This window comes from Pontibacter rufus (genome assembly GCF_015694705.1).
In the GTDB taxonomy this organism is placed as follows: Bacteria; Bacteroidota; Bacteroidia; order Cytophagales; family Hymenobacteraceae; genus Pontibacter; species Pontibacter rufus.
Map to the genome: position 1 here is coordinate 175021 of NZ_JADQDR010000003.1, position 17700 is coordinate 192720.

Consider the following 17700-nt stretch of genomic DNA (forward strand, 5'->3'; position numbering starts at 1 on the left):
TTCTTCTTGTAAGTCTTCGGTATTTATACTTATCAAGAAGGACACCCAAAAGGCAGGATGGACTTTCTTATCTTTTCCAAAGATTTTATACTTCAGAAGGGAATTAGCACCAAGCTGGTACAAGGTTGCTAAGACGTCGTCGGGCCCTGTCCCTCAGTCTTTCTTGATAAGAAGCTGCAATTTACGGGTATATCCGCAGAATAGAAAATTTTGTTGCATTAAAATATGAACCGGCCGCAGCAGGTATAAAAACAGGGATAAGCACCTCACCAGATGCCGGATTGCAAATCCTTGTTTAAGCAGAAGTGAATTATAAACTTCGTCCGGGCTTTATAGGCTTGTCGGCAAGTATAAACCGGCTCCAAAGTCTCAGACAGCAATGGCCTCGCGGTGTGCGCAGCTCCCGCGAGTGCCTGAATCAACTTTAACAAGTATAAACCATCTGGCGGCCAGAAGTAGGAGCGCACACATGACAACTTACATCCCGTAAAGGTCAGGACAAGGGCATGGCTTCAAGGCTACTACCAGGATTTGAGCAACCACAAACCCCGGCAAATAAAAAAGGGAAACCTTGCGGCTTCCCTTTTTTGCAAACACTGCCATCCGGCAACGTTCAATGCTTAGGCTTCTACAGTTTCAGTTGCTACTGCAGCCGTTTCTGCTTCTTCTACGGGCTTTACAGAAACGTAAGAACGGTTCTTTTTGCCTTTTCTGAATTCAACCACACCATCAGTCAGTGCAAACAGCGTATGGTCTTTGCCAATACCTACGTTTGTGCTTGGGTGGTGGGCGGTGCCTCTTTGTCTTACAATGATGTTGCCGGCAATGATAGCCTGTCCACCATAAATCTTAACACCGAGTCTTTTGGAATGCGACTCGCGGCCGTTATTAGAACTACCAGCTCCTTTTTTGTGTGCCATGTTGTTTACTATTTAGTCCAGGTTGGCGGGGCGCTTTCCCTGAAAGATTTTTACGATAAATTTCTTCTTAACCTTATCCAATGCTCTCGATCAGGACCTTGGTGAAGTGCTGGCGGTGGCCATTCTTCTTGCGGTATCCTTTTCTTCTCTTCTTTTTGAAAACGATTACTTTGTCGCCTTTCACGTTGCCAAGGATTTTACCAACCACTTTAACACCGCTCACAAAAGGAGCACCTAACGTAACAGTTCCGTTATCATCAGTAAGAAGAACATTGGCGAACTCAACGGCGTCACCCTCATTGCCGGAAAGCTTGTTAGCGTAGATAAACTTGCCGTTTTCTACTTTGGTCTGTTGACCTGCGATTTCTACAATTGCGTACATCAGCTTCAATGTATAAATTAAAATTAGTCTGCAAAAGTACGGCACTTTTTTTTAATATACAAAGTCCTGTTGCATAAATTGTTCTGCCGGCACATTTATAAGCTGCCCCTAAAAAGGACAGTTCCCGCTTTCAGATGCCACTCGCCGGGCTTTATACCTCTTGGAAAATAAAATTCTACTACATTGCAAGGGCGTGTCATGCTTCCCGGAAATGCACGTTTTCCACACATGCCGCACCATTTTCCATAAGGCTTATACCCTTTGCCATTTTCTATAAATTTTCCTGATGCAAGTATAATCCTGGCGGTAAAAACAGCTTGTCTGGCATGCAAAACATGAAGTAAAGTGCTGCATCACAATACTTTAGCATACCTATATAGTTTACCAACAATGTGGAAAAACATGTGCATTACCTCATAAGTTACAGAGCAACAATAGCTTACAAGGATGTGCATAAATTGAACAACTTTCACCCCTGTTTTCAAGTTCCTTTCTATATATTTGAACTCATAATACACCGGAATGGCAGTCGTGCCGTCCGAACAATTAGAATACCTGCGGGTTGTGGCAATGGCACCCGCGCCGCCATCATTAACCGAATAAACGCTACGCAATATGGAACCCATACTGAAAGAGAATCCCAACCGCTTTGTCCTTTTCCCCATCCAGCACGACGAAGTATGGCAAATGTATAAAAAGGCCGAAGCCAGCTTCTGGACCGCAGAAGAAATCGACCTGACGCAGGACCTGAAGGATTGGGAAAGCCTGAACGATGGCGAGCGCCACTTCATCAGCCATGTACTGGCCTTTTTCGCGGCTTCTGATGGTATCGTGAACGAGAACCTGGCTGTTAACTTTATGCAGGAGGTACAGCTGCCGGAAGCGCGTTGTTTTTATGGTTTCCAGATTATGATGGAGAACATCCATGCCGAAACGTATTCGCTCCTGATTGATACCTACGTCAAAAAGCAATCAGAAAAAGATTACCTTTTTAATGCCCTGGAAACAGTGCCTGCCGTGAAAAAGAAAGGAGAGTGGGCTTTGAAGTGGATCAACAGCGAGAACTTTACGGAGCGCCTGATTGCGTTTGCCGCCGTGGAAGGCATTTTCTTCTCCGGCTCTTTCTGCTCTATTTTCTGGATGAAGAAGCGCGGTCTGATGCCGGGCCTTACCTTTTCGAACGAGCTGATCAGCCGTGACGAAGGCCTGCACTGCGATTTTGCCTGCCTGCTCTACTCGATGTTGCAAAGCAAGCTGCCTGAAGAACGGGTGCAAGCCATTATCCGCGATGCGGTAAGTATAGAGCAGGAGTTTGTGACTGATGCGCTGCCGGTAGACCTGATTGGCATGAACGCCAAACTGATGAGCCAGTACATTGAGTTTGTGGCCGACCGCCTGCTGGTGGCACTGGGCTGCGGCAAGATCTATAACGCTACCAATCCTTTCGACTTTATGGAGATGATCTCGCTGCAGGGCAAGACCAATTTCTTCGAGAAGCGCGTGGGCGAGTACCAGAAAGCCGGTGTGCTGGGTGGCTCCGACAAAAACGTATTCTCGCTGGACGAAGACTTTTAAGTATACCTTGATTGTTGGATTGCTAAATGGTTAAAAGCTTGTAAAAGATGATAACGGCAAACCAACCATTAAACCATACCTGCGGAAAAGTTTGGCGCTCAAGAGACCTTACAGCATCTTTAGTTCTGTGCGTGTCTGATGGCAGCAACACAAGTCCTGTCTGCATATAATTCCTGACGCACAACCGCCTCCTGCTCCGGCAGCGAGGATTACCTATACAGTTTATTTATCAACCCGGGGCCTTGAACCTCGCTAAAAGTATATCGCCTATGTTAGTAGTTAAACGCGACGGCCGACGCGAGTCTGTCAAATTTGATAAGGTTACCGCACGCATCGAGAAGCTGTGCTATGGCTTGCACATGGATTATGTGTCGCCGATTGAAGTGGCCAAAAAGGTGATTGACGGCATTTATGATGGCGTAACCACCGTGGAGCTGGACAACCTGGCAGCCGAAACGGCTGCTTCGCTCACCACCAAGCACCCCGATTATGCGGTGTTAGCGGCCCGTATTGCCATTTCTAACCTGCACAAGGTGACGAGCAAGTCGTTTTCCAACACCATGAAGCGCCTGTATACGTACGAGGACCCGAAAACCGGTGAAAATGCATCGCTGCTTGCCCGCGATGTGTATGAGATCATCCGCAAGCACGCTGCCCAGCTCGACTCCACCATCATCTACGACCGCGACTATAACTACGATTACTTCGGCTATAAAACGCTGGAGCGCTCGTACCTGCTGCGCCTGAACGGCAAAGTGGTGGAACGCCCGCAACACATGCTGATGCGCGTAGCCGTGGGTATACACAAGGAGGATATTGAGTCTGCTATCGAGACCTACAACCTGATGTCGGAGAAGTGGTTTACGCATGCGACACCTACTTTATTCAATGCAGGTACGCCCAAGCCACAGTTGTCCAGTTGCTTCCTGCTAACGATGAAGAACGACAGCATCCCGGGTATCTACGACACGCTGAAGCAATGCGCCCAGATTTCACAGAGTGCCGGCGGTATTGGCCTTTCTATACACAATGTGCGCGCCACCGGTTCTTACATCAAAGGTACCAACGGCACGTCTAACGGTATCATCCCGATGCTGAAGGTGTTTAACGACACGGCCCGCTACGTAGATCAGGGAGGTGGCAAGCGCAAGGGTGCTTTCGCTATTTACCTGGAGCCCTGGCATGCCGATATCTTCGAGTTCCTGGATCTGAAGAAGAACCATGGCAAAGAGGAAAACCGCGCCCGCGACCTGTTTTACGCCCTCTGGACACCAGACCTGTTTATGAAGCGCGTGGAAGAAAACGGCGACTGGAGCCTGTTCTGTCCGAACGAAGCGCCCGGCCTGAGCGAATGCTGGGGCAAGGACTTTGAGCGCCTCTACGAGAAGTATGAGCGCGAAGGCCGTGCCCGCAAAACCATCAAAGCCCAGGAATTATGGTTCTCTGTGTTAGAGTCGCAGATTGAAACCGGCACACCTTATATACTTTACAAAGACCATGCAAACAGTAAGAGCAACCAGCAGAACCTGGGTACCATCAAGAGTTCGAACCTGTGCACCGAGATCATGGAGTATACCGACGAGAACGAGGTTGCTGTCTGCAACCTGGCTTCGCTGGCGCTGCCCCGTTATATAAAGGAGGAGAACGGCCACAAGGTATTCGATCACCAGAAGCTGTTTGATGTAACCTACCATGTTACCAAAAACCTGAACAAGGTTATCGACATCAACTATTACCCGATAAAGGAGGCACGTAATTCTAACATGCGCCACCGTCCGATTGGTTTGGGCGTGCAGGGTTTGGCCGATACCTTTATTCACTTGCGTATGCCGTTTGAAAGCGATGAGGCACGCGGCCTGAACAAGGACATTTTCGAAACCATATACTTTGCAGCTATGACGGCTTCTAAGGATCTGGCGAAAAAGAATGGCCCTTACGAAACGTTTAAAGGTTCGCCGCTGTCGGAAGGCAAGTTCCAGTTCGACCTGTGGGGCGTATCGCCGGAAAGTGGCCGCTGGGACTGGGAGAGCCTGCGCCAGGAAGTAGTGGAGCATGGTGTGCGCAACTCGCTGCTGGTAGCGCCCATGCCAACCGCGTCTACCGCTCAGATATTAGGCAACAACGAGTCGTTTGAGCCTTATACTTCCAACATATACCTGCGCCGCGTACTGAGTGGTGAGTTTATGATAGTGAACAAGCACCTGCTGAAAGACCTGATTGCCCTGGGTATCTGGAACGACCAGATGAAGCAGGATATTATTGCGGCTAACGGTTCCATACAGGACATCCCGAACATCCCGCAGAATATCAAAGACCTGTACAAAACAGTATGGGAAATCAGCCAGCGCACCATCATTGACATGAGTGCTGACCGCGGCGCATACATCTGCCAGAGCCAGTCGCTGAACCTGCACGTGCAAAACGTAAACTTCGGCAAGCTGACTTCCATGCACTTCTACAGTTGGAAGCGCGGCCTGAAAACAGGTATGTATTACCTGCGCACCAAATCTGCAGTAGACGCCATCAAGTTTACCGTAGAGAAACAAGCCGCCGAAACGCTCTCGCCGGTGTATAACCAGGAGCAGAACCGCAGCGATATGAGCTGCAGTTTAGATAATCCGGACGCCTGCGAAGCTTGCGGGTCGTAAGGAAAACCCATACAATAAAAAGAGCCGCTAATATAGCGGCTCTTTTTATTGGTGGCATACTCTATAATGCAACTTTTGAAATAATTAGATAGCTTTGGAGGCTCAGAGGTAGTTTGCAACTTTTAATACATTATGAGAAAAGAGGTAATAGAATCAATAAGAGATAACTATAGCTTTTATACTAAACTTCTAGAAGAGCGTAAATCAGTATTTAAGCAAGTTATTGAAATCACAGAAGTTGGTAACAATGCAAACACCTTAGAACAGACCACAGATGTAGAGCATACACATTTAGCTAATACTATACTTTTCATAGTAAACGTAAAGGTCAGTAACTATAAGTTTTTCCAGTTTAAATTACGCTGCAAGGATCTGTGTGCGCAGCCTTTTTTTAGGTATGATAATGATGGAGATACTCATCGGAATCATGATGAGAGGATACCACTCTCAGAGCAACAGGTAACTACTCCACATTTTCACTATTATAATGAAAAAGGTATAAACATAGCATATAAAACGCCACACCTTCAAAATGAAGCTGAAAGGCAAGCACTTGAAGATATTAACTTGTGCATTAAGCACTTTTGCCATGAAGCAAATATTAGATTAAATCATGAAGAGTTTCCAGAGATTAGAATATTACCTCAAGCTTTACCTTTTTCCCTAACCAAGGACGACCCAACAACAAATATTAATTTTTTATGATGATTTACGAAGGAATATATAATGACATAAGAGCTTCCTTTGGGAAGCTCTGGTCCTTTAAGGAAAGAGGTAAATCATTAGAAATTATTACACCATTTGCCACCACATCTCAAAAATTCATCTCTGTTTTTTTAACCGAGCAGTATGGTGAATATATCGTTACTGATGGAGGCTGGATTGATGCAGGTATTTATGACAACACCTTTAATTTGGAAGAAGAGTCCTATAATAAAATATTTCTTCATCATTTAGACTCCTATGGAGTTAAAGAAATAAATGGCCCTGCAGAAACAAAATACTTCTACAAAAAAACTTCGACCGCTATTGCAGTACCATCTCTCGTTTTTGACTTATCAAGCTTTATTTGTGCATTAGTAAGCCTTTCAGATGTTGAGTTTTCTGGTAAGGAAGAAAAAGAAACTAAAGAACGCTTCAATAAAATGGCGAGTGATTATCTCCTACAAATTATACCGAAAGGCAAACTAGAGATAGGTAGTTACATAGATAGCAAAAAGGAAGTTAGAGTAAGTGCTTTGGTAAAGGCTACTAAGTCTCAGTTAATTCTTATTAACTATATTACGGGTAGTAATTTGTACTACTTTAACAATAGCATTACCAAAGCAAACTTTGTCTTTGAGCTTGCAGACAAATCAGAAGTTAAACCTTATATAAAGAAGAAAATATGCTTAATAGATGATTCTGCGACTGGCTTTATGCCGAATAAGACATCTACCTATATTGATCATTTAATTACAAATACAAGCTCAACACCGATTAACTGGTCAAGCAGAGAAAACATCCTCGCACATTTACCACCCGAGCTTCTTCCTCCAAATGGCGGATTTGCTGCGTAGGAAAGTACATCTTATTTGCAGTTCTGAGATAGAGGAAACATCAAGGATCTCGCAGGAGTTACACACACTGCGAGGTCTTTAGGCGTTTACTTGCAGCGCGTGTAAACCTGCATGCGGACTACAGCTTACTACTTCACAGGTGCATAATCCACTACAAAAGCATCTTCCAGCACACCTAACTGGCCCAGCAATTCGCCGAATTTTTTATGGGCCGGGTGTGGCAGATAGGCATCCCGCGCGGCAGCATCTTTAAAGGTAACCAAGTACACGTGGGTAAAACCCTGGTTCTTGTTTTCGGGGCTGTCATTTACGCCGTGCTCGAAGGCTACAATGCCGGGTATTTTGTTCTGTAGTTCCCCAAAGGCCTTGGTTACCGTTGCTATCTGCTCGTCGGTAGCGCCGGGCTTATACTTGAAAATAACGATATGTCGCACTTGCTCTTGTTTTGAAGTCTGAAATCCTGAAAGAAAGAATATCGCGGTGAAAACGCCTATAAGTAAACCCGCACCTGTTATCTTTTTCATACCTGAATGTTATTTTAGTTTTTGGATCTGTTATGCCGGATCTAGTATAACTATAATTGGTTGATGGTGCAACTATAAAATAATTAATCTCTCGTATTCAGAAGATAAAGTACCTTAAGCCTGCCTACACCGGGCGCAACAAAGCAACAGCGTATTGTTGGCCTGGCAAAAAGCCGTCTCGCAGCTATTATCCCTGTGCCTGAAAAAGAATAGGCTGATTTACCCAGGCCAGGGCTTCCGCTCTGTTACTAAATTCTTTTAACACCAAATCGCCCAGGTTATCCGCACGCCTCATAAAATGCTCGACCGCCATTTTGTTGAAGATATCTTCTGATACCACGGTAGCATTCCGGCGGATGGTTCCGGTCTGCAGCCTGGGCAAAGTATAGGCTGCAAACCATTCCTGGTCGGCCTGCCGGATGGCCCGCATCCGGCTGTTGTCGGCCAGCCAGCGGAGCGGCTTGTACTCCTCCATCATTCGGACACACATAATAGTGGCTTCCCGGAATTCCTCACTACTTAGAAATCCCACGCATTCGGCGATACCTAGCTGATGCTCCTCATCATAAGTAAGGGTAACGGCCTGAGTTTGGAAGTAGACTTTTAACATAAATCAATGGCTTAAAGAATTCAGCAACCGCAAAGTTAGATCTTCTCCGTGTACGGCAATATTCTTTTGATGTATGCATATCCGGGTAAAATGCTGGAATAGCAATTTCATGGTATTGCTGCTGCTTGCCATCATGCCATCATTTAACCGGGAAGTAAAGCACCTTGCAACCTCGGGAAGGCTATTATATACCCGCCCTAAATGTGCAAAGAAAAAGGAGGAACCGTTAAGCATCTCCTTCTTTAGAAGTTGTTTGATCTGTTAGCCATTGCATGGCTTCGCGTACCTCGCCAAAATTGCAAAAAAGCCCTTTGCCGGCCGAAACCAGTTCTGCATCCAACAACACTGCTGTTACTGCGCTGCGAACCTCTTCAACGTCAGATGGCAGCCGCGCCAGGCGCAACAGCGGAATAGCAGCAATTCTGGTATCAATTACCTTTAAGCTCCACTGCAGGTCCTGCAGGTTAATGGCTCTGATTTTACGATTGTCTGAAAGCCATCCCCGCAATTCGAACCTGCTCATGAGCTCCAGGCAAAGCAATATTGCCTCCCGGAAAGCAGCCCCGTGCACATGTCCCCGCCATACCGCCATCCCCACACTAGCATCTCTGCTGTAGTACAGGCTCACCAGCGGATTCTTAAAATAGGGATGCATTATTGTAAATGCCACACTTGAATGGATAAAAGAACAGGAAGTATAAAAATCAAAGTATAAGCACCTGCAATTAGGTTGTACCAATTACAGGAAAAGCTGCGGAGGTTCTCCGCAGCTTTTCTTATATATTGTAGTATCTGCTGCCAGGTGACCGGCCAGCAATATAAAAGACCTGAGAATGCGTTCGGAGTACGCTATTCCGTAGTAGCCACTACAATGGCCACGCGCCGGTTTTGCTGGCGGCCTTCAGGCGTTTCGTTGGTAGCAACAGGAGCTTTTTCGCCCATTGGCTGAATGGAGATGCGCGAAGCATCAATACCGCCTTTGTCCTGCAGCCATTGCTTTACAGACTGGGCACGCTCCTGCGAGAGCTCCATGTTATAATCTGCGCTGGCGCGGGCATCGGTAAAGCCATACACCCGGATCGGGCCATCGCCAGGTATGTTTTTTATTTCATTTACTATCTCCTGCAATTTAGGCTCTGCATTTTCGCGTATGGCGGCTTTGTCTGTGTCAAACATCACCTCCTCATCCATGGTATAGATGGTATAATCTTCTGTAGCACGCTTTTCTACGTCTACCCCTTTCAGAACGGCAACTTCTACTACAGGCGCTTCAAAGTCCACATCGTTCCAGAAAGTCTCGTCTATTTGCTTTATCTCAACGCCGTCTGCGTCTACACGTGCGTTTTCATCATCATACATCACGGCAGTATCTGCTGTGGCTTCTTCAAGCGTATCTTCTTTCACACCGCCTTTTGGGTCGTTACAGGCGCTAAACATTACAGTCGTCAGCATAAAAGCTGGTATTAATACTTTTTTCATAGCTTGGTTTTGTTGGTTTAGTACTTATGTACGCGACCGCTAAAGCTTCGTTATTCTGACATGCTTAAAAGCCTGTCTAAAACCTGCCATAAGCCATACAACAGCAACGCTTCCGGAAAGTATAAAAGCGGCGTCACCGCTGCCAAATCTGCACAAAAACCAGGCTTATACCTGAATTCTGGCATCTGTTAAAAGAACAGCGGTGTTAGAAACCCGGCGCAGGCAGTTGCATTATAACCATAGCGCACCTGATAGTAATATGACATTATGACCATACATAAAGGAGCAAAACAAGAGATTAAAGCCATTATGACATTCTGGAGCACCAGCAGGTATAACCGGGGTAACATGGCATTACTGGCATCAGTTTTGCATTATTCTTCTCAGAATAAGACTGAGGAGAAAGAAAAATGAAACTGATAAAAGATAAAGAATTACTACAGAACATCGCACACCAGATTAACCTGCTCAACACAGTGGGAGGTGGTGTAAGCGAAACCTACGTGGATGTACATAAATATAAAAAAGGCGCTGTAATTGAAGTATGGGCCGCAACCGTGAACCCTGAATCCTTCCGGGTGGTGCTGCACAACAACCAGCTCATGATTTTGTCGGCGCTGCATAGCGAGGAGAACCCGCAAATGGCGGTGCCACTCTTTAACAGGACTTTCCAGCTACCGCCACAGGTTGATCTGGGCCAGGTTGAGGCCATTTACCAGGATGGTCAGTTGCAGGTAAAGCTGCCATACTATGAGTCGGCAGATCATCCGCGTGAAATCGAAATAAAACAACTATAATTTAAAACAGGAGAGGCGCTAACGTTAGCGCCTCTCCTGTTTTAAATAGATAAAGAATATGTTTGAATTTATACTTCGGTAAAACCAGAAGTACAGGCCTGCTGCGCAATTTGCCGTCAGCAATAAACAATAAAATACGTAAGCAATGCCTCAATAGCGTCCCAAATTACGGACGGGTGTTCATCAACCGGAAAGCTTCTGCCCGGCTAATCTTTTTCTCTAAAATCAGCGGCTGGTCGTCATTTTTAGCTATCACCAGAATAAAGTTTTTGCTCGCCTCCTGGTAATACACAAACGCCGTGAGGTTTTCGTACCCCACGCTAAAAATCTTTCTTGTTTTGCTGCTGTTAAAGAAATTATAATTATCGACTTTTATGTTTCTTAATAACCTCATACTCATGCCTTCTACTGGTATTCTAACGGTGCTTATGGGGGATTTTGTTTCAGTTTCAGCAAGGATGCAATTATATTCTTTCAATAATCATACATTTACAGCATAGCAAATTATTGCAGGAGCTGGCTAAGTTGCGTCAGAAGTTTATCTTTGTTAGGGCCTTACAACCAATAAGATGACCATCCAATACCAAACACGTCGGGTGCCTGTGGCGCTACACCGCCGTCATAAACCCGGCAATGCCATGCACCTGCTTACAGCTTTTGTGGTTCTGATGTACAGGGCTGCCAGTTTGGAGTGTATTAACCATTATCAGCGTAGCACAAACATATATGAGTAACCATCAGATGTCTTTTAAGCTGGCGGAAATACAGGGGCTGGAACAGATGCTGGTGCAGCACCGCCTGATCCTGCAGTTAAACCCGCTTCTGAGCCTGCCACGCTACGAGGAAATGCTGCGCCAGATGCTGCCGAACGGTTACCGGATGATTGGTGTTTTTGATGAAGCGGGCAGTTGCGCCGGCCTCTCCGGTTTTTGGATCAACACCAAACTATACAGTGGCAAGTACCTGGAAGCAGATAACTTTGTAGTAGATGCGGCATACCGCTCGCAGGGGCTGGGCAAGCTGCTCTCGGACTGGATGCTGCAGGAGGCACAACGCCACCACTGCGATACTATCATGCTGGACGCTTACACAAGCAACAGCGCGGCGCACAGGTTTTACTTCCGCGAGGGATTTCATATCAAAAGCTATCATTTTTATAAAAGCCTATGAGCAATGGCAAGTATAGCTGGCTGGTTTGGCTGTGCTATTTTATCCTGTTTGAGCTGGTAATGTACTTTGGCCTGAGCTACATTTTATCCGACATGGGCGAAACGAACCAGTTGCAGCCCGAAAACACAGTTGTCCCCAACTGGGTTAAAGCGGTTTCGTTTATACTTTTATATATTTTAGGCCTGTTAATCGTTGTAATGCTGGTAAGCAACATGATGCCTAGCAGGTACCGCAGCCAGCTGATGCGCTGGGTATACCTGGCCCTGCTGGGCATGATAGTGATGTTGTTTTTACTGTTTAATTAAACCCTGGCCGGCAGGCTGCTGTCCGGCGTAATTTATAGCCTTTATACCTTGTATGAGAAAAGTTATTTACCTCGTGCTGCTGTGCCTGCTGTCGGGCGTGGCGGCGCATGCCCAGACTGAGTATTCGCGCCCTGGCAAGTATTATATTCAGCTCCAGAACGGGCAAATCGTGTATGCCGATAAGCTACAGTACAAGTCGCCTATTTTTAAGCAGAATTATTTCCTGCTGGATGACTCCCTGAAGTATAACCCCGGCAATGTGGCCGCTTTTCAGGACGAAGATGGTTACTTTGCACGCGTAGAAGTTGGCAACAGCTACGATTCCTTTGCCAAGCGCCTTCTCGACGGGCCACGCATTGATAAGTTTTATACTTCGCGCACCACCTATGACTATAATCCCTATGGTTACGGCTATGGCGCTTATGGTTACGGCGGCCCCAATACCAGCCGGCGCCGCATCTATTTCTTTTCCAAAGACGATGGCCCGCTATACCTGTTTAACTATGAGAACCTGGAGGAAGCTCTTGCCGATAATGCTGCCAGCACAGCTATGCTCCGTAAGTACCGCAAGGACAAGCTCATCAACACAGGCGTTTCGGTTTTAGGAGCCGGCCTGCTGGCTGCCGGAGGCCTTATTACAGCCGGCAGTGCCCAAACCACCCCCAGTGGAGGCAGTTCAATCACCGTATCGCCGCTTATGTATGCGGGGGCAGGCATACTGGGCGCACAGTTCGTTATCAACCTGTTCCAGAAAGATAAACTGACGCAGGCCATAGAAGTATATAATTACCAGGTACAGCAGTAAGCTTTTGCTGAACTTTGTTTAGCCTGTGCAGCAGGCGGGGCTACTTTATTGTAGCCCCGCCTGCTTTTTTATAGCAGTCAGAAGCTACAGGCACCGCAAAAGTGCTTAATTTAGCTACCTCTTATAAACCTGCTCATGGAAAGCCTGCTGTTCTGCCCTCATCGATGTGCTCCCGGCCATGGTGGAAAAGCACTGCCACAAGCGCCTTTTAGTATGGATATGTTTGCCGCAGACATCTTACCTGCTGGAGCTACCCGCCACCCGCCCGAAACCATTATGACGCAGCGGCTGGCTTACGAAATAAAGCAATTCCTGCAGCCTTAATCCGTTACCTTTACAAACAACATTATACTTTATGCCTGCTCGTTTACCGTTTTGCTTTACCTATCGCCAGTTTGTATCGTTTGCTTTCCAGGTATTTGTTGCTGTATGCCTTTGTGCCAGCCTGGCTTCGTGCGCCGGCAGCCGCCCGGCCTTTGGCGAGCGCGGCTACACCGAAGAGGGCAAAGCCTCTTATTACAGCCGCAAACTGCAGGGCCACAAAATGGCAAACGGCAAACCTTACCGGCATGGCAGGCTGACGGCAGCGCACAAAACACTGCCGCTGGGTACCAGAATTAAAGTAACCAACCTGCAGAATAACAAAAGTGTAAAGCTGAAAGTAACTGATCGGGGTCCCTTTGTGCGGGGCCGCATCGTGGACTTATCGGGTAAGGCAGCCAGGCGACTGAACGCGATAAAGGCAGGTGTAGTGCCTGTGCGGATAAAAGTTATCGGCCCGGTGCCGGACAAAAAGTAAGGTGAACCTACTTTTCCGGTCTTTAGGGATGAAGTAGTTCCGTATTTATCTTATAATTACGGATGGTCTTGCTATGTGCCGGCACCCGCGCTTAAGGACTGCTGAAGTATGAGTTGCCGGTGAAAAAATCAGCCATGCTGGCTTTTGCCTGATTGCTTGTAAACGCTGGTCAACTTAGATAGAAACCGTGCTGCTCAAGTATAAACCTTAAGTTTGGAGCAGGAGAAAAGGTACAATATTCATCAGGTATACGCAGTCCCAGAAAAGATATAGTTCCTTTATTTTCAGCCCCTTCCATACTTGAAGTCCATACTCTCTATCATTTCCCCGCTGCCTGCCTGCCAATTACCAGCCAATAAACTGTATTTACCATAGCAGAAATGCTAATCTCCAAATTATGCTGCCTCATACTTGTATTTTCAGATACTACCGTTTACATTTGAACATGAGAAATCTGCGGCAACCGGTACATGCTTTAACTACAGTGGCAGCACTGCTGCTCCTGTGCATGGTACAGGCTCCCGTTGCTATGTCCGGCACAAACGGCACTGCCTCTACGCAGGCGAATACATCTACCACTTCCTCCCAGGTTGATGCAGCGCAGCAAACAAAAGCCAGCGTAAGTACAGGTAATATGCCCGCTGCCAAGCCTAAGACCAAAGCTATTACCAAACCACGCGAAAAATCGATACTGGATGCTGACGTACTGGACAGCCCGATGTCTTACCTGCGTAATGCTTTCTCCTCAGAAGAGGAAGACATGGAAGCTCCTGCCCACCCCGGCCCTGTGGTGGTAACACTGAAGGCACTGGCAGCTTCGCTGCTTTCAACTATTATCTAAATTTCTGATTTGTTCTTCGCGACACTTGCTTTAGCCTTAAAGCTGCGCTTTGTGCCCGGCATATAAAAGCCATACATCAGAATAGGATTAGTAACTATATCTTTTCAGGCTTGCCCAGCTTTATTTCTGATTTCCCCTTATAAATTTCCCCTGTCCGGATATCAAAGGCAAAGCTTGTTTCCGGGTCATAAATCAAACCTGATTTAGGGGAATACCTCAAACCGGTTTCAGGGTCTTCCATATACCCGATTATAGTTGGTGAAGGCATCCGCGCCTGCTTGTTATCTGGCTTTATGACCGGCATCGTCCAGGTATGGTTTGCCCGATGCCTGCCCGCATACGCCTTCAACTTTCCGAGAAAAACATCTAAATCGCTGGATTGCGCCTGTGCCCCGGTCTGAAACACCAGCATCATTAAAGTGAGGGCAAAATATTTGAGGAACTTCATCTGCAGCAACTTAAGCTTTTACATGGTTATTTATACTTGCGTAATGCTTTGTTGGTTTTAAACCTGCCTCAACCTTACAGCTCCTTTCATGCCAGCTGTTTTGTTTTCTACAATGTAAGGGTTTCCGGATAGTACCAGAGGGGTAATTATCAAATAAAATTGCTCCCCAAAGCCAGCAACAGGCCCAGCAGCGTTGCCACCAGTTTGCTGCGGTTAAAATGATGGTCGGGGCTGGTTTCAAAAAGTATAGTAGTGGAGATGTGCAGGAAATTACCGGCCACCAAACCGGTCAGGGCAGTATAAAGCGCACCATTCGGCGCCTCGTTCAGCAGTGTGTTGCTCACCAGTATTCCCAGCGGTGAGCCGAGGGCAAATATCAGCAGCCACAGAAAAGCCTTCCGGAAGTTGCCGAGGCGCGACAGCAGCACCGACATAAGGGCAAAACCCGCCGGAATGTGGTGCAGCGCGACTCCCAGCAGCACCAGGTAGAAACTGCTTTGCTGGTGCGCATGCCCCAGGTGCTGCTCAACTGGCTGCACGAGTATACTTCCTTCCAGAAAAGAATGGACGAACAGCGAGCCCAACAGCAGAAAAGGCATGGAGCCAATGCGGCCATGCGTGTGAATATGCCCATGCTCTACACCATGCGAAAACATTTCTAGCACCAGCTGCAGGAAAAAGCCCGCCAGCACCCAGTAACCAACCACCTGCGGATTAGCGCTGCGCAGCAGCACCTCGGGCAGCAGGTGAATAATGGTAATAGTGAACAGGTATGCTCCACTAAAAGCCAGCGCCAGCTTTAACCAGCGCCCCTGCGTAGGCGGAAATACTTTTACCAGCAGGCCGGAAATAACTACGGCCAGAAAGAGGACAAGTATGGCTATGACCATGCAGCTTCGCTATTTTTTTAATACAAAAATCATACGTTCGCTTTTATCAGCGTCATAAGCATTCAGGTTATAGTCGCCGAACACGTCCGCCAGGCGCAGTTTGGCCATGGCAAAGTATTCCAGAAAATCCTCTTCCCGCAGCGCCCGTACCCGCTCCACAAAACAATAGTCGCGCCCCTGATCGGCAAAGCGGATAGTTTTCACGATAAAGCCCTTCTCTACGCCGCGGTGTATTTTAAATGTAATGCCCTGTACCTCTTTTTCCTCCTCTGCTACCAGCCCGGCAATGGTTAGATCTGTATTCATAAAATCGATGACCAGCTTGCCTCCGTATTTCAGGCTCTGTGTTACAGCAACCAATGCCACCACATTCTCTGTTTCGTTATCGAAATAGCCGAAGCTGGTGAACAGGTTAAGGATGAAGTCGAAGGTTTCGGGCTCGTATACCTCGCGCATGTCGTGCACGGCAAAGTGCAGGCGATCATTTTCAAACTGCTTGGCGTAAGCAATACTTTGCTCCGACAAATCAATTCCTGTTACATTGTAGCCCTTTTGGTTGAGGTATACAGAGTGGCGGCCTTTGCCGCAGGCCAGATCCAGTATCTTGTCATGCGGCTTTGGATGTAGATAGGTCAGCAGGTTATCCATAAACTGCCGCGCCTCCGAAGCATTGCGGTTGTTATACAGTATATGATAATACGGAGAGTCGAACCAGGTAGTAAACCATTCGTCCTGCTGAGCCATAGGCGTGGTAAAAGCAATTGTGTTGCAAAGATAAAATTTAAACCTGATATCCGGCCATCAGCTCCCTCTTATACACCAGGTATGGCAGCAGCAACATACCGGACAGGCATAAAAAGGCCTGCCGCTGCTCCGGTTGGCGCAAGGGCAGGCCCCATACTGTAAGTATAACGCTCGTTAATCTATATCGGCGCCTTCAGCGGTATTTGTTTCTGATGCTTCGTTTACGCTGTCCGCTTTCTGGATGCTGTTTCCACCCCTGTCCCGGTTCGGCATTACCTGCTCCTTGTCGTTTTCATCGTATATGGAGTTTACTTTCCCTATGTTGTAAGTATCCCGTGTTCCGGGCTCTACTACGTCCACCGATACTTTCTCTTCCGGCCGCAGGTCAGAGGGATCGCCACAGGAAACCATACATAATCCGCACACGGCGGCAAAAACTATTAATACGTTCTTATTCATCGTTGCTGTATTTATACTACTTTATACTTTAAACCCAAAGGCCTTAATTATATCTTATTACGGTTAACCGGCACGGCCCGGTTATATCAGGCCAGCAGGTTTTTACGGCGCAGCATGCTTTCCATCAGCTTCAGATCATTCGCGCCCGTAAAAATGCGGAACGGCAGGTAAATAAAAACCGGTACCTGAAATGTTTTCGCCAGCCAGCCTTTCCATCCTTTGGGCAGCTGATCGCCGCTTGCAGCCTTCAACCACAGCATATACGCGTCGTCCTGCTTGGCGGCTTTGTCTATCATATCCCAGGTCAGGGCCATGCCTTCGCGTTCGTTGCGTTTCATCAGTATCTGGCGCTGGTCAATTTCATAGTTCAGCTTCTCGAACAGCACGTCACCCTGTTCCATCTGGGTGATGCCCAGCACCTGGGCCGAGCGCAGCAGGATAAATAAAATAGTGACAACTACCGCCGCGGCTACCCACCACCACGAAAAGCTGAAAACAGCCGGCAACAGGAAAAGCGCCAGCGGGATAAGTGCATACCACCAATCTTTGCGCCATACCTGCTTCAGCGCCATGTTGGTATACACCTTTTTGTCGAGTTGATATTTTTTAGTGCGGATGGCCAGTGGAGAAGAACCCTGCTGTGCCCGGTAACCGCGTTGATTTGGTTGCTGCATAAATAAAATAAAAATTGTAATGTCAATCTCTGCTGCTGATTGCTTCACGGCGCCTGGAGCAGCACGCCAGC

General features: G+C 47.1%; 23 protein-coding genes and 1 riboswitch. Of the genes, 11 read left to right on the forward strand and 12 right to left on the reverse strand.

Annotated elements, in window-relative coordinates:
* Positions 1-64: 64 nt before the first annotated feature.
* Positions 65-173, reverse strand: a riboswitch (SAM riboswitch).
* A 447-nt stretch (positions 174-620) separates the two neighbouring features.
* Together rpmA and rplU are read right to left on the reverse strand one after the other, a co-directional pair.
* Positions 621-920: a 50S ribosomal protein L27 gene (rpmA, locus tag I2I11_RS06860; protein WP_196266941.1), complete on the reverse strand. Its 300-nt coding sequence runs from the start codon at positions 918-920 to the stop codon at positions 621-623.
* Between the two features lie 73 nt (positions 921-993).
* Positions 994-1302: a 50S ribosomal protein L21 gene (gene rplU / locus I2I11_RS06865; RefSeq protein ID WP_196266942.1), complete on the reverse strand. Its 309-nt coding sequence runs from the start codon at positions 1300-1302 to the stop codon at positions 994-996.
* 615 nt (positions 1303-1917) lie between these two features.
* Here rplU and I2I11_RS06870 point away from each other — a divergent pair.
* The 4 genes from I2I11_RS06870 (at position 1918) to I2I11_RS06885 (ending at position 7084) form a co-directional block, all read left to right on the forward strand.
* Positions 1918-2877, forward strand: coding sequence for a ribonucleoside-diphosphate reductase small subunit (locus tag I2I11_RS06870; protein WP_196266943.1), 960 nt, complete (start codon positions 1918-1920; stop codon positions 2875-2877).
* 269 nt (positions 2878-3146) lie between these two features.
* Positions 3147-5525, forward strand: coding sequence for a ribonucleoside-diphosphate reductase subunit alpha (locus I2I11_RS06875; protein WP_196266944.1), 2379 nt, complete (start codon positions 3147-3149; stop codon positions 5523-5525).
* A gap of 132 nt (positions 5526-5657) precedes the next feature.
* Positions 5658-6230, forward strand: coding sequence for a DUF6978 family protein (locus tag I2I11_RS06880; RefSeq protein ID WP_196266945.1), 573 nt, complete (start codon positions 5658-5660; stop codon positions 6228-6230).
* Complete coding sequence (locus tag I2I11_RS06885; protein ID WP_196266946.1) at positions 6227-7084, forward strand: hypothetical protein; 858 nt, start codon at positions 6227-6229, stop codon at positions 7082-7084. Before I2I11_RS06880 ends, I2I11_RS06885 begins: the two co-directional genes overlap by 4 nt.
* A gap of 128 nt (positions 7085-7212) precedes the next feature.
* Here I2I11_RS06885 and I2I11_RS06890 read toward each other — a convergent pair whose 3' ends face one another.
* From I2I11_RS06890 to I2I11_RS06905, 4 genes are all read right to left on the reverse strand, one after another.
* Positions 7213-7608, reverse strand: coding sequence for a Dabb family protein (locus tag I2I11_RS06890; protein WP_196266947.1), 396 nt, complete (start codon positions 7606-7608; stop codon positions 7213-7215).
* A 187-nt stretch (positions 7609-7795) separates the two neighbouring features.
* Positions 7796-8218 (reverse strand): hypothetical protein, encoded by a 423-nt coding sequence (locus I2I11_RS06895; protein ID WP_196266948.1) that lies wholly within the window; start codon positions 8216-8218, stop codon positions 7796-7798.
* Between the two features lie 226 nt (positions 8219-8444).
* Positions 8445-8888: a hypothetical protein gene (locus tag I2I11_RS06900; RefSeq protein WP_196266949.1), complete on the reverse strand. Its 444-nt coding sequence runs from the start codon at positions 8886-8888 to the stop codon at positions 8445-8447.
* A 179-nt stretch (positions 8889-9067) separates the two neighbouring features.
* Complete coding sequence (locus I2I11_RS06905) at positions 9068-9697, reverse strand: OmpA family protein (protein ID WP_196266950.1); 630 nt, start codon at positions 9695-9697, stop codon at positions 9068-9070.
* A gap of 410 nt (positions 9698-10107) precedes the next feature.
* Between I2I11_RS06905 and I2I11_RS06910 the strand changes: the two genes are divergently transcribed.
* Positions 10108-10494 (forward strand): Hsp20/alpha crystallin family protein, encoded by a 387-nt coding sequence (locus I2I11_RS06910; protein WP_196266951.1) that lies wholly within the window; start codon positions 10108-10110, stop codon positions 10492-10494.
* 166 nt (positions 10495-10660) lie between these two features.
* On the opposite strand, the gene I2I11_RS06915 is transcribed toward I2I11_RS06910, so the two are convergent.
* A complete protein-coding gene (locus I2I11_RS06915; protein ID WP_196266952.1) occupies positions 10661-10888 on the reverse strand; it encodes a hypothetical protein in 228 nt (75 codons plus the stop codon).
* Positions 10889-11220: 332 nt separating this feature from the next.
* Here I2I11_RS06915 and I2I11_RS06920 point away from each other — a divergent pair, with 332 nt between their 5' ends.
* From I2I11_RS06920 to I2I11_RS06945, 6 genes are all read left to right on the forward strand, one after another.
* Positions 11221-11664 carry a GNAT family N-acetyltransferase gene (locus I2I11_RS06920; protein WP_196266953.1) on the forward strand — a complete coding sequence of 148 codons (444 nt, stop codon included), beginning with the start codon at positions 11221-11223 and terminating at the stop codon, positions 11662-11664.
* On the forward strand, positions 11661-11969 hold the full coding sequence (locus tag I2I11_RS06925; RefSeq protein ID WP_196266954.1) for a hypothetical protein: 309 nt from the start codon (positions 11661-11663) through the stop codon (positions 11967-11969). Before I2I11_RS06920 ends, I2I11_RS06925 begins: the two co-directional genes overlap by 4 nt.
* A 52-nt stretch (positions 11970-12021) precedes the next feature.
* On the forward strand, positions 12022-12774 hold the full coding sequence (locus I2I11_RS06930; RefSeq protein ID WP_196266955.1) for a hypothetical protein: 753 nt from the start codon (positions 12022-12024) through the stop codon (positions 12772-12774).
* Positions 12775-12909: 135 nt separating this feature from the next.
* Positions 12910-13098 carry a hypothetical protein gene (locus I2I11_RS06935; protein ID WP_196266956.1) on the forward strand — a complete coding sequence of 63 codons (189 nt, stop codon included), beginning with the start codon at positions 12910-12912 and terminating at the stop codon, positions 13096-13098.
* Between the two features lie 31 nt (positions 13099-13129).
* Positions 13130-13573 carry a septal ring lytic transglycosylase RlpA family protein gene (locus tag I2I11_RS06940; RefSeq protein WP_196266957.1) on the forward strand — a complete coding sequence of 148 codons (444 nt, stop codon included), beginning with the start codon at positions 13130-13132 and terminating at the stop codon, positions 13571-13573.
* A 445-nt stretch (positions 13574-14018) separates the two neighbouring features.
* Positions 14019-14414, forward strand: a complete 396-nt coding sequence (locus I2I11_RS06945) for a hypothetical protein (protein ID WP_196266958.1) — start codon at positions 14019-14021, stop codon at positions 14412-14414.
* Between the two features lie 94 nt (positions 14415-14508).
* On the opposite strand, the gene I2I11_RS06950 is transcribed toward I2I11_RS06945, so the two are convergent.
* The 5 genes from I2I11_RS06950 to I2I11_RS06970 all read right to left on the reverse strand — a co-directional run bounded on the left by I2I11_RS06950 (position 14509) and on the right by I2I11_RS06970 (position 17629).
* Complete coding sequence (locus I2I11_RS06950) at positions 14509-14862, reverse strand: hypothetical protein (protein WP_196266959.1); 354 nt, start codon at positions 14860-14862, stop codon at positions 14509-14511.
* A gap of 149 nt (positions 14863-15011) precedes the next feature.
* Positions 15012-15752, reverse strand: coding sequence for a ZIP family metal transporter (locus I2I11_RS06955; RefSeq protein WP_196266960.1), 741 nt, complete (start codon positions 15750-15752; stop codon positions 15012-15014).
* A 9-nt stretch (positions 15753-15761) separates the two neighbouring features.
* Positions 15762-16496, reverse strand: a complete 735-nt coding sequence (locus I2I11_RS06960; RefSeq protein ID WP_196266961.1) for an SAM-dependent methyltransferase — start codon at positions 16494-16496, stop codon at positions 15762-15764.
* 174 nt (positions 16497-16670) lie between these two features.
* On the reverse strand, positions 16671-16955 hold the full coding sequence (locus tag I2I11_RS06965) for a hypothetical protein (protein ID WP_196266962.1): 285 nt from the start codon (positions 16953-16955) through the stop codon (positions 16671-16673).
* Positions 16956-17041: 86 nt separating this feature from the next.
* Positions 17042-17629 carry a hypothetical protein gene (locus tag I2I11_RS06970; RefSeq protein WP_196266963.1) on the reverse strand — a complete coding sequence of 196 codons (588 nt, stop codon included), beginning with the start codon at positions 17627-17629 and terminating at the stop codon, positions 17042-17044.
* Positions 17630-17700 lie beyond the last annotated feature (71 nt).

What these genes read in the sequence shown, in the direction of transcription:
- rpmA (WP_196266941.1), bottom strand. Translation starts at nt 920, where the DNA reads ATGGCACACAAAAAAGGAGCTGGTAGTTCTAATAACGGCCGCGAGTCG.
- rplU (WP_196266942.1), bottom strand. Translation starts at nt 1,302, where the DNA reads ATGTACGCAATTGTAGAAATCGCAGGTCAACAGACCAAAGTAGAAAAC.
- I2I11_RS06870 (WP_196266943.1), top strand. Translation starts at nt 1,918, where the DNA reads ATGGAACCCATACTGAAAGAGAATCCCAACCGCTTTGTCCTTTTCCCC.
- I2I11_RS06875 (WP_196266944.1), top strand. Translation starts at nt 3,147, where the DNA reads ATGTTAGTAGTTAAACGCGACGGCCGACGCGAGTCTGTCAAATTTGAT.
- I2I11_RS06880 (WP_196266945.1), top strand. Translation starts at nt 5,658, where the DNA reads ATGAGAAAAGAGGTAATAGAATCAATAAGAGATAACTATAGCTTTTAT.
- I2I11_RS06885 (WP_196266946.1), top strand. Translation starts at nt 6,227, where the DNA reads ATGATGATTTACGAAGGAATATATAATGACATAAGAGCTTCCTTTGGG.
- I2I11_RS06890 (WP_196266947.1), bottom strand. Translation starts at nt 7,608, where the DNA reads ATGAAAAAGATAACAGGTGCGGGTTTACTTATAGGCGTTTTCACCGCG.
- I2I11_RS06895 (WP_196266948.1), bottom strand. Translation starts at nt 8,218, where the DNA reads ATGTTAAAAGTCTACTTCCAAACTCAGGCCGTTACCCTTACTTATGAT.
- I2I11_RS06905 (WP_196266950.1), bottom strand. Translation starts at nt 9,697, where the DNA reads ATGAAAAAAGTATTAATACCAGCTTTTATGCTGACGACTGTAATGTTT.
- I2I11_RS06910 (WP_196266951.1), top strand. Translation starts at nt 10,108, where the DNA reads ATGAAACTGATAAAAGATAAAGAATTACTACAGAACATCGCACACCAG.
- I2I11_RS06915 (WP_196266952.1), bottom strand. Translation starts at nt 10,888, where the DNA reads ATGAGGTTATTAAGAAACATAAAAGTCGATAATTATAATTTCTTTAAC.
- I2I11_RS06920 (WP_196266953.1), top strand. Translation starts at nt 11,221, where the DNA reads ATGAGTAACCATCAGATGTCTTTTAAGCTGGCGGAAATACAGGGGCTG.
- I2I11_RS06925 (WP_196266954.1), top strand. Translation starts at nt 11,661, where the DNA reads ATGAGCAATGGCAAGTATAGCTGGCTGGTTTGGCTGTGCTATTTTATC.
- I2I11_RS06930 (WP_196266955.1), top strand. Translation starts at nt 12,022, where the DNA reads ATGAGAAAAGTTATTTACCTCGTGCTGCTGTGCCTGCTGTCGGGCGTG.
- I2I11_RS06935 (WP_196266956.1), top strand. Translation starts at nt 12,910, where the DNA reads ATGGAAAGCCTGCTGTTCTGCCCTCATCGATGTGCTCCCGGCCATGGT.
- I2I11_RS06940 (WP_196266957.1), top strand. Translation starts at nt 13,130, where the DNA reads ATGCCTGCTCGTTTACCGTTTTGCTTTACCTATCGCCAGTTTGTATCG.
- I2I11_RS06945 (WP_196266958.1), top strand. Translation starts at nt 14,019, where the DNA reads ATGAGAAATCTGCGGCAACCGGTACATGCTTTAACTACAGTGGCAGCA.
- I2I11_RS06950 (WP_196266959.1), bottom strand. Translation starts at nt 14,862, where the DNA reads ATGAAGTTCCTCAAATATTTTGCCCTCACTTTAATGATGCTGGTGTTT.
- I2I11_RS06955 (WP_196266960.1), bottom strand. Translation starts at nt 15,752, where the DNA reads ATGGTCATAGCCATACTTGTCCTCTTTCTGGCCGTAGTTATTTCCGGC.
- I2I11_RS06960 (WP_196266961.1), bottom strand. Translation starts at nt 16,496, where the DNA reads ATGGCTCAGCAGGACGAATGGTTTACTACCTGGTTCGACTCTCCGTAT.
- I2I11_RS06965 (WP_196266962.1), bottom strand. Translation starts at nt 16,955, where the DNA reads ATGAATAAGAACGTATTAATAGTTTTTGCCGCCGTGTGCGGATTATGT.
- I2I11_RS06970 (WP_196266963.1), bottom strand. Translation starts at nt 17,629, where the DNA reads ATGCAGCAACCAAATCAACGCGGTTACCGGGCACAGCAGGGTTCTTCT.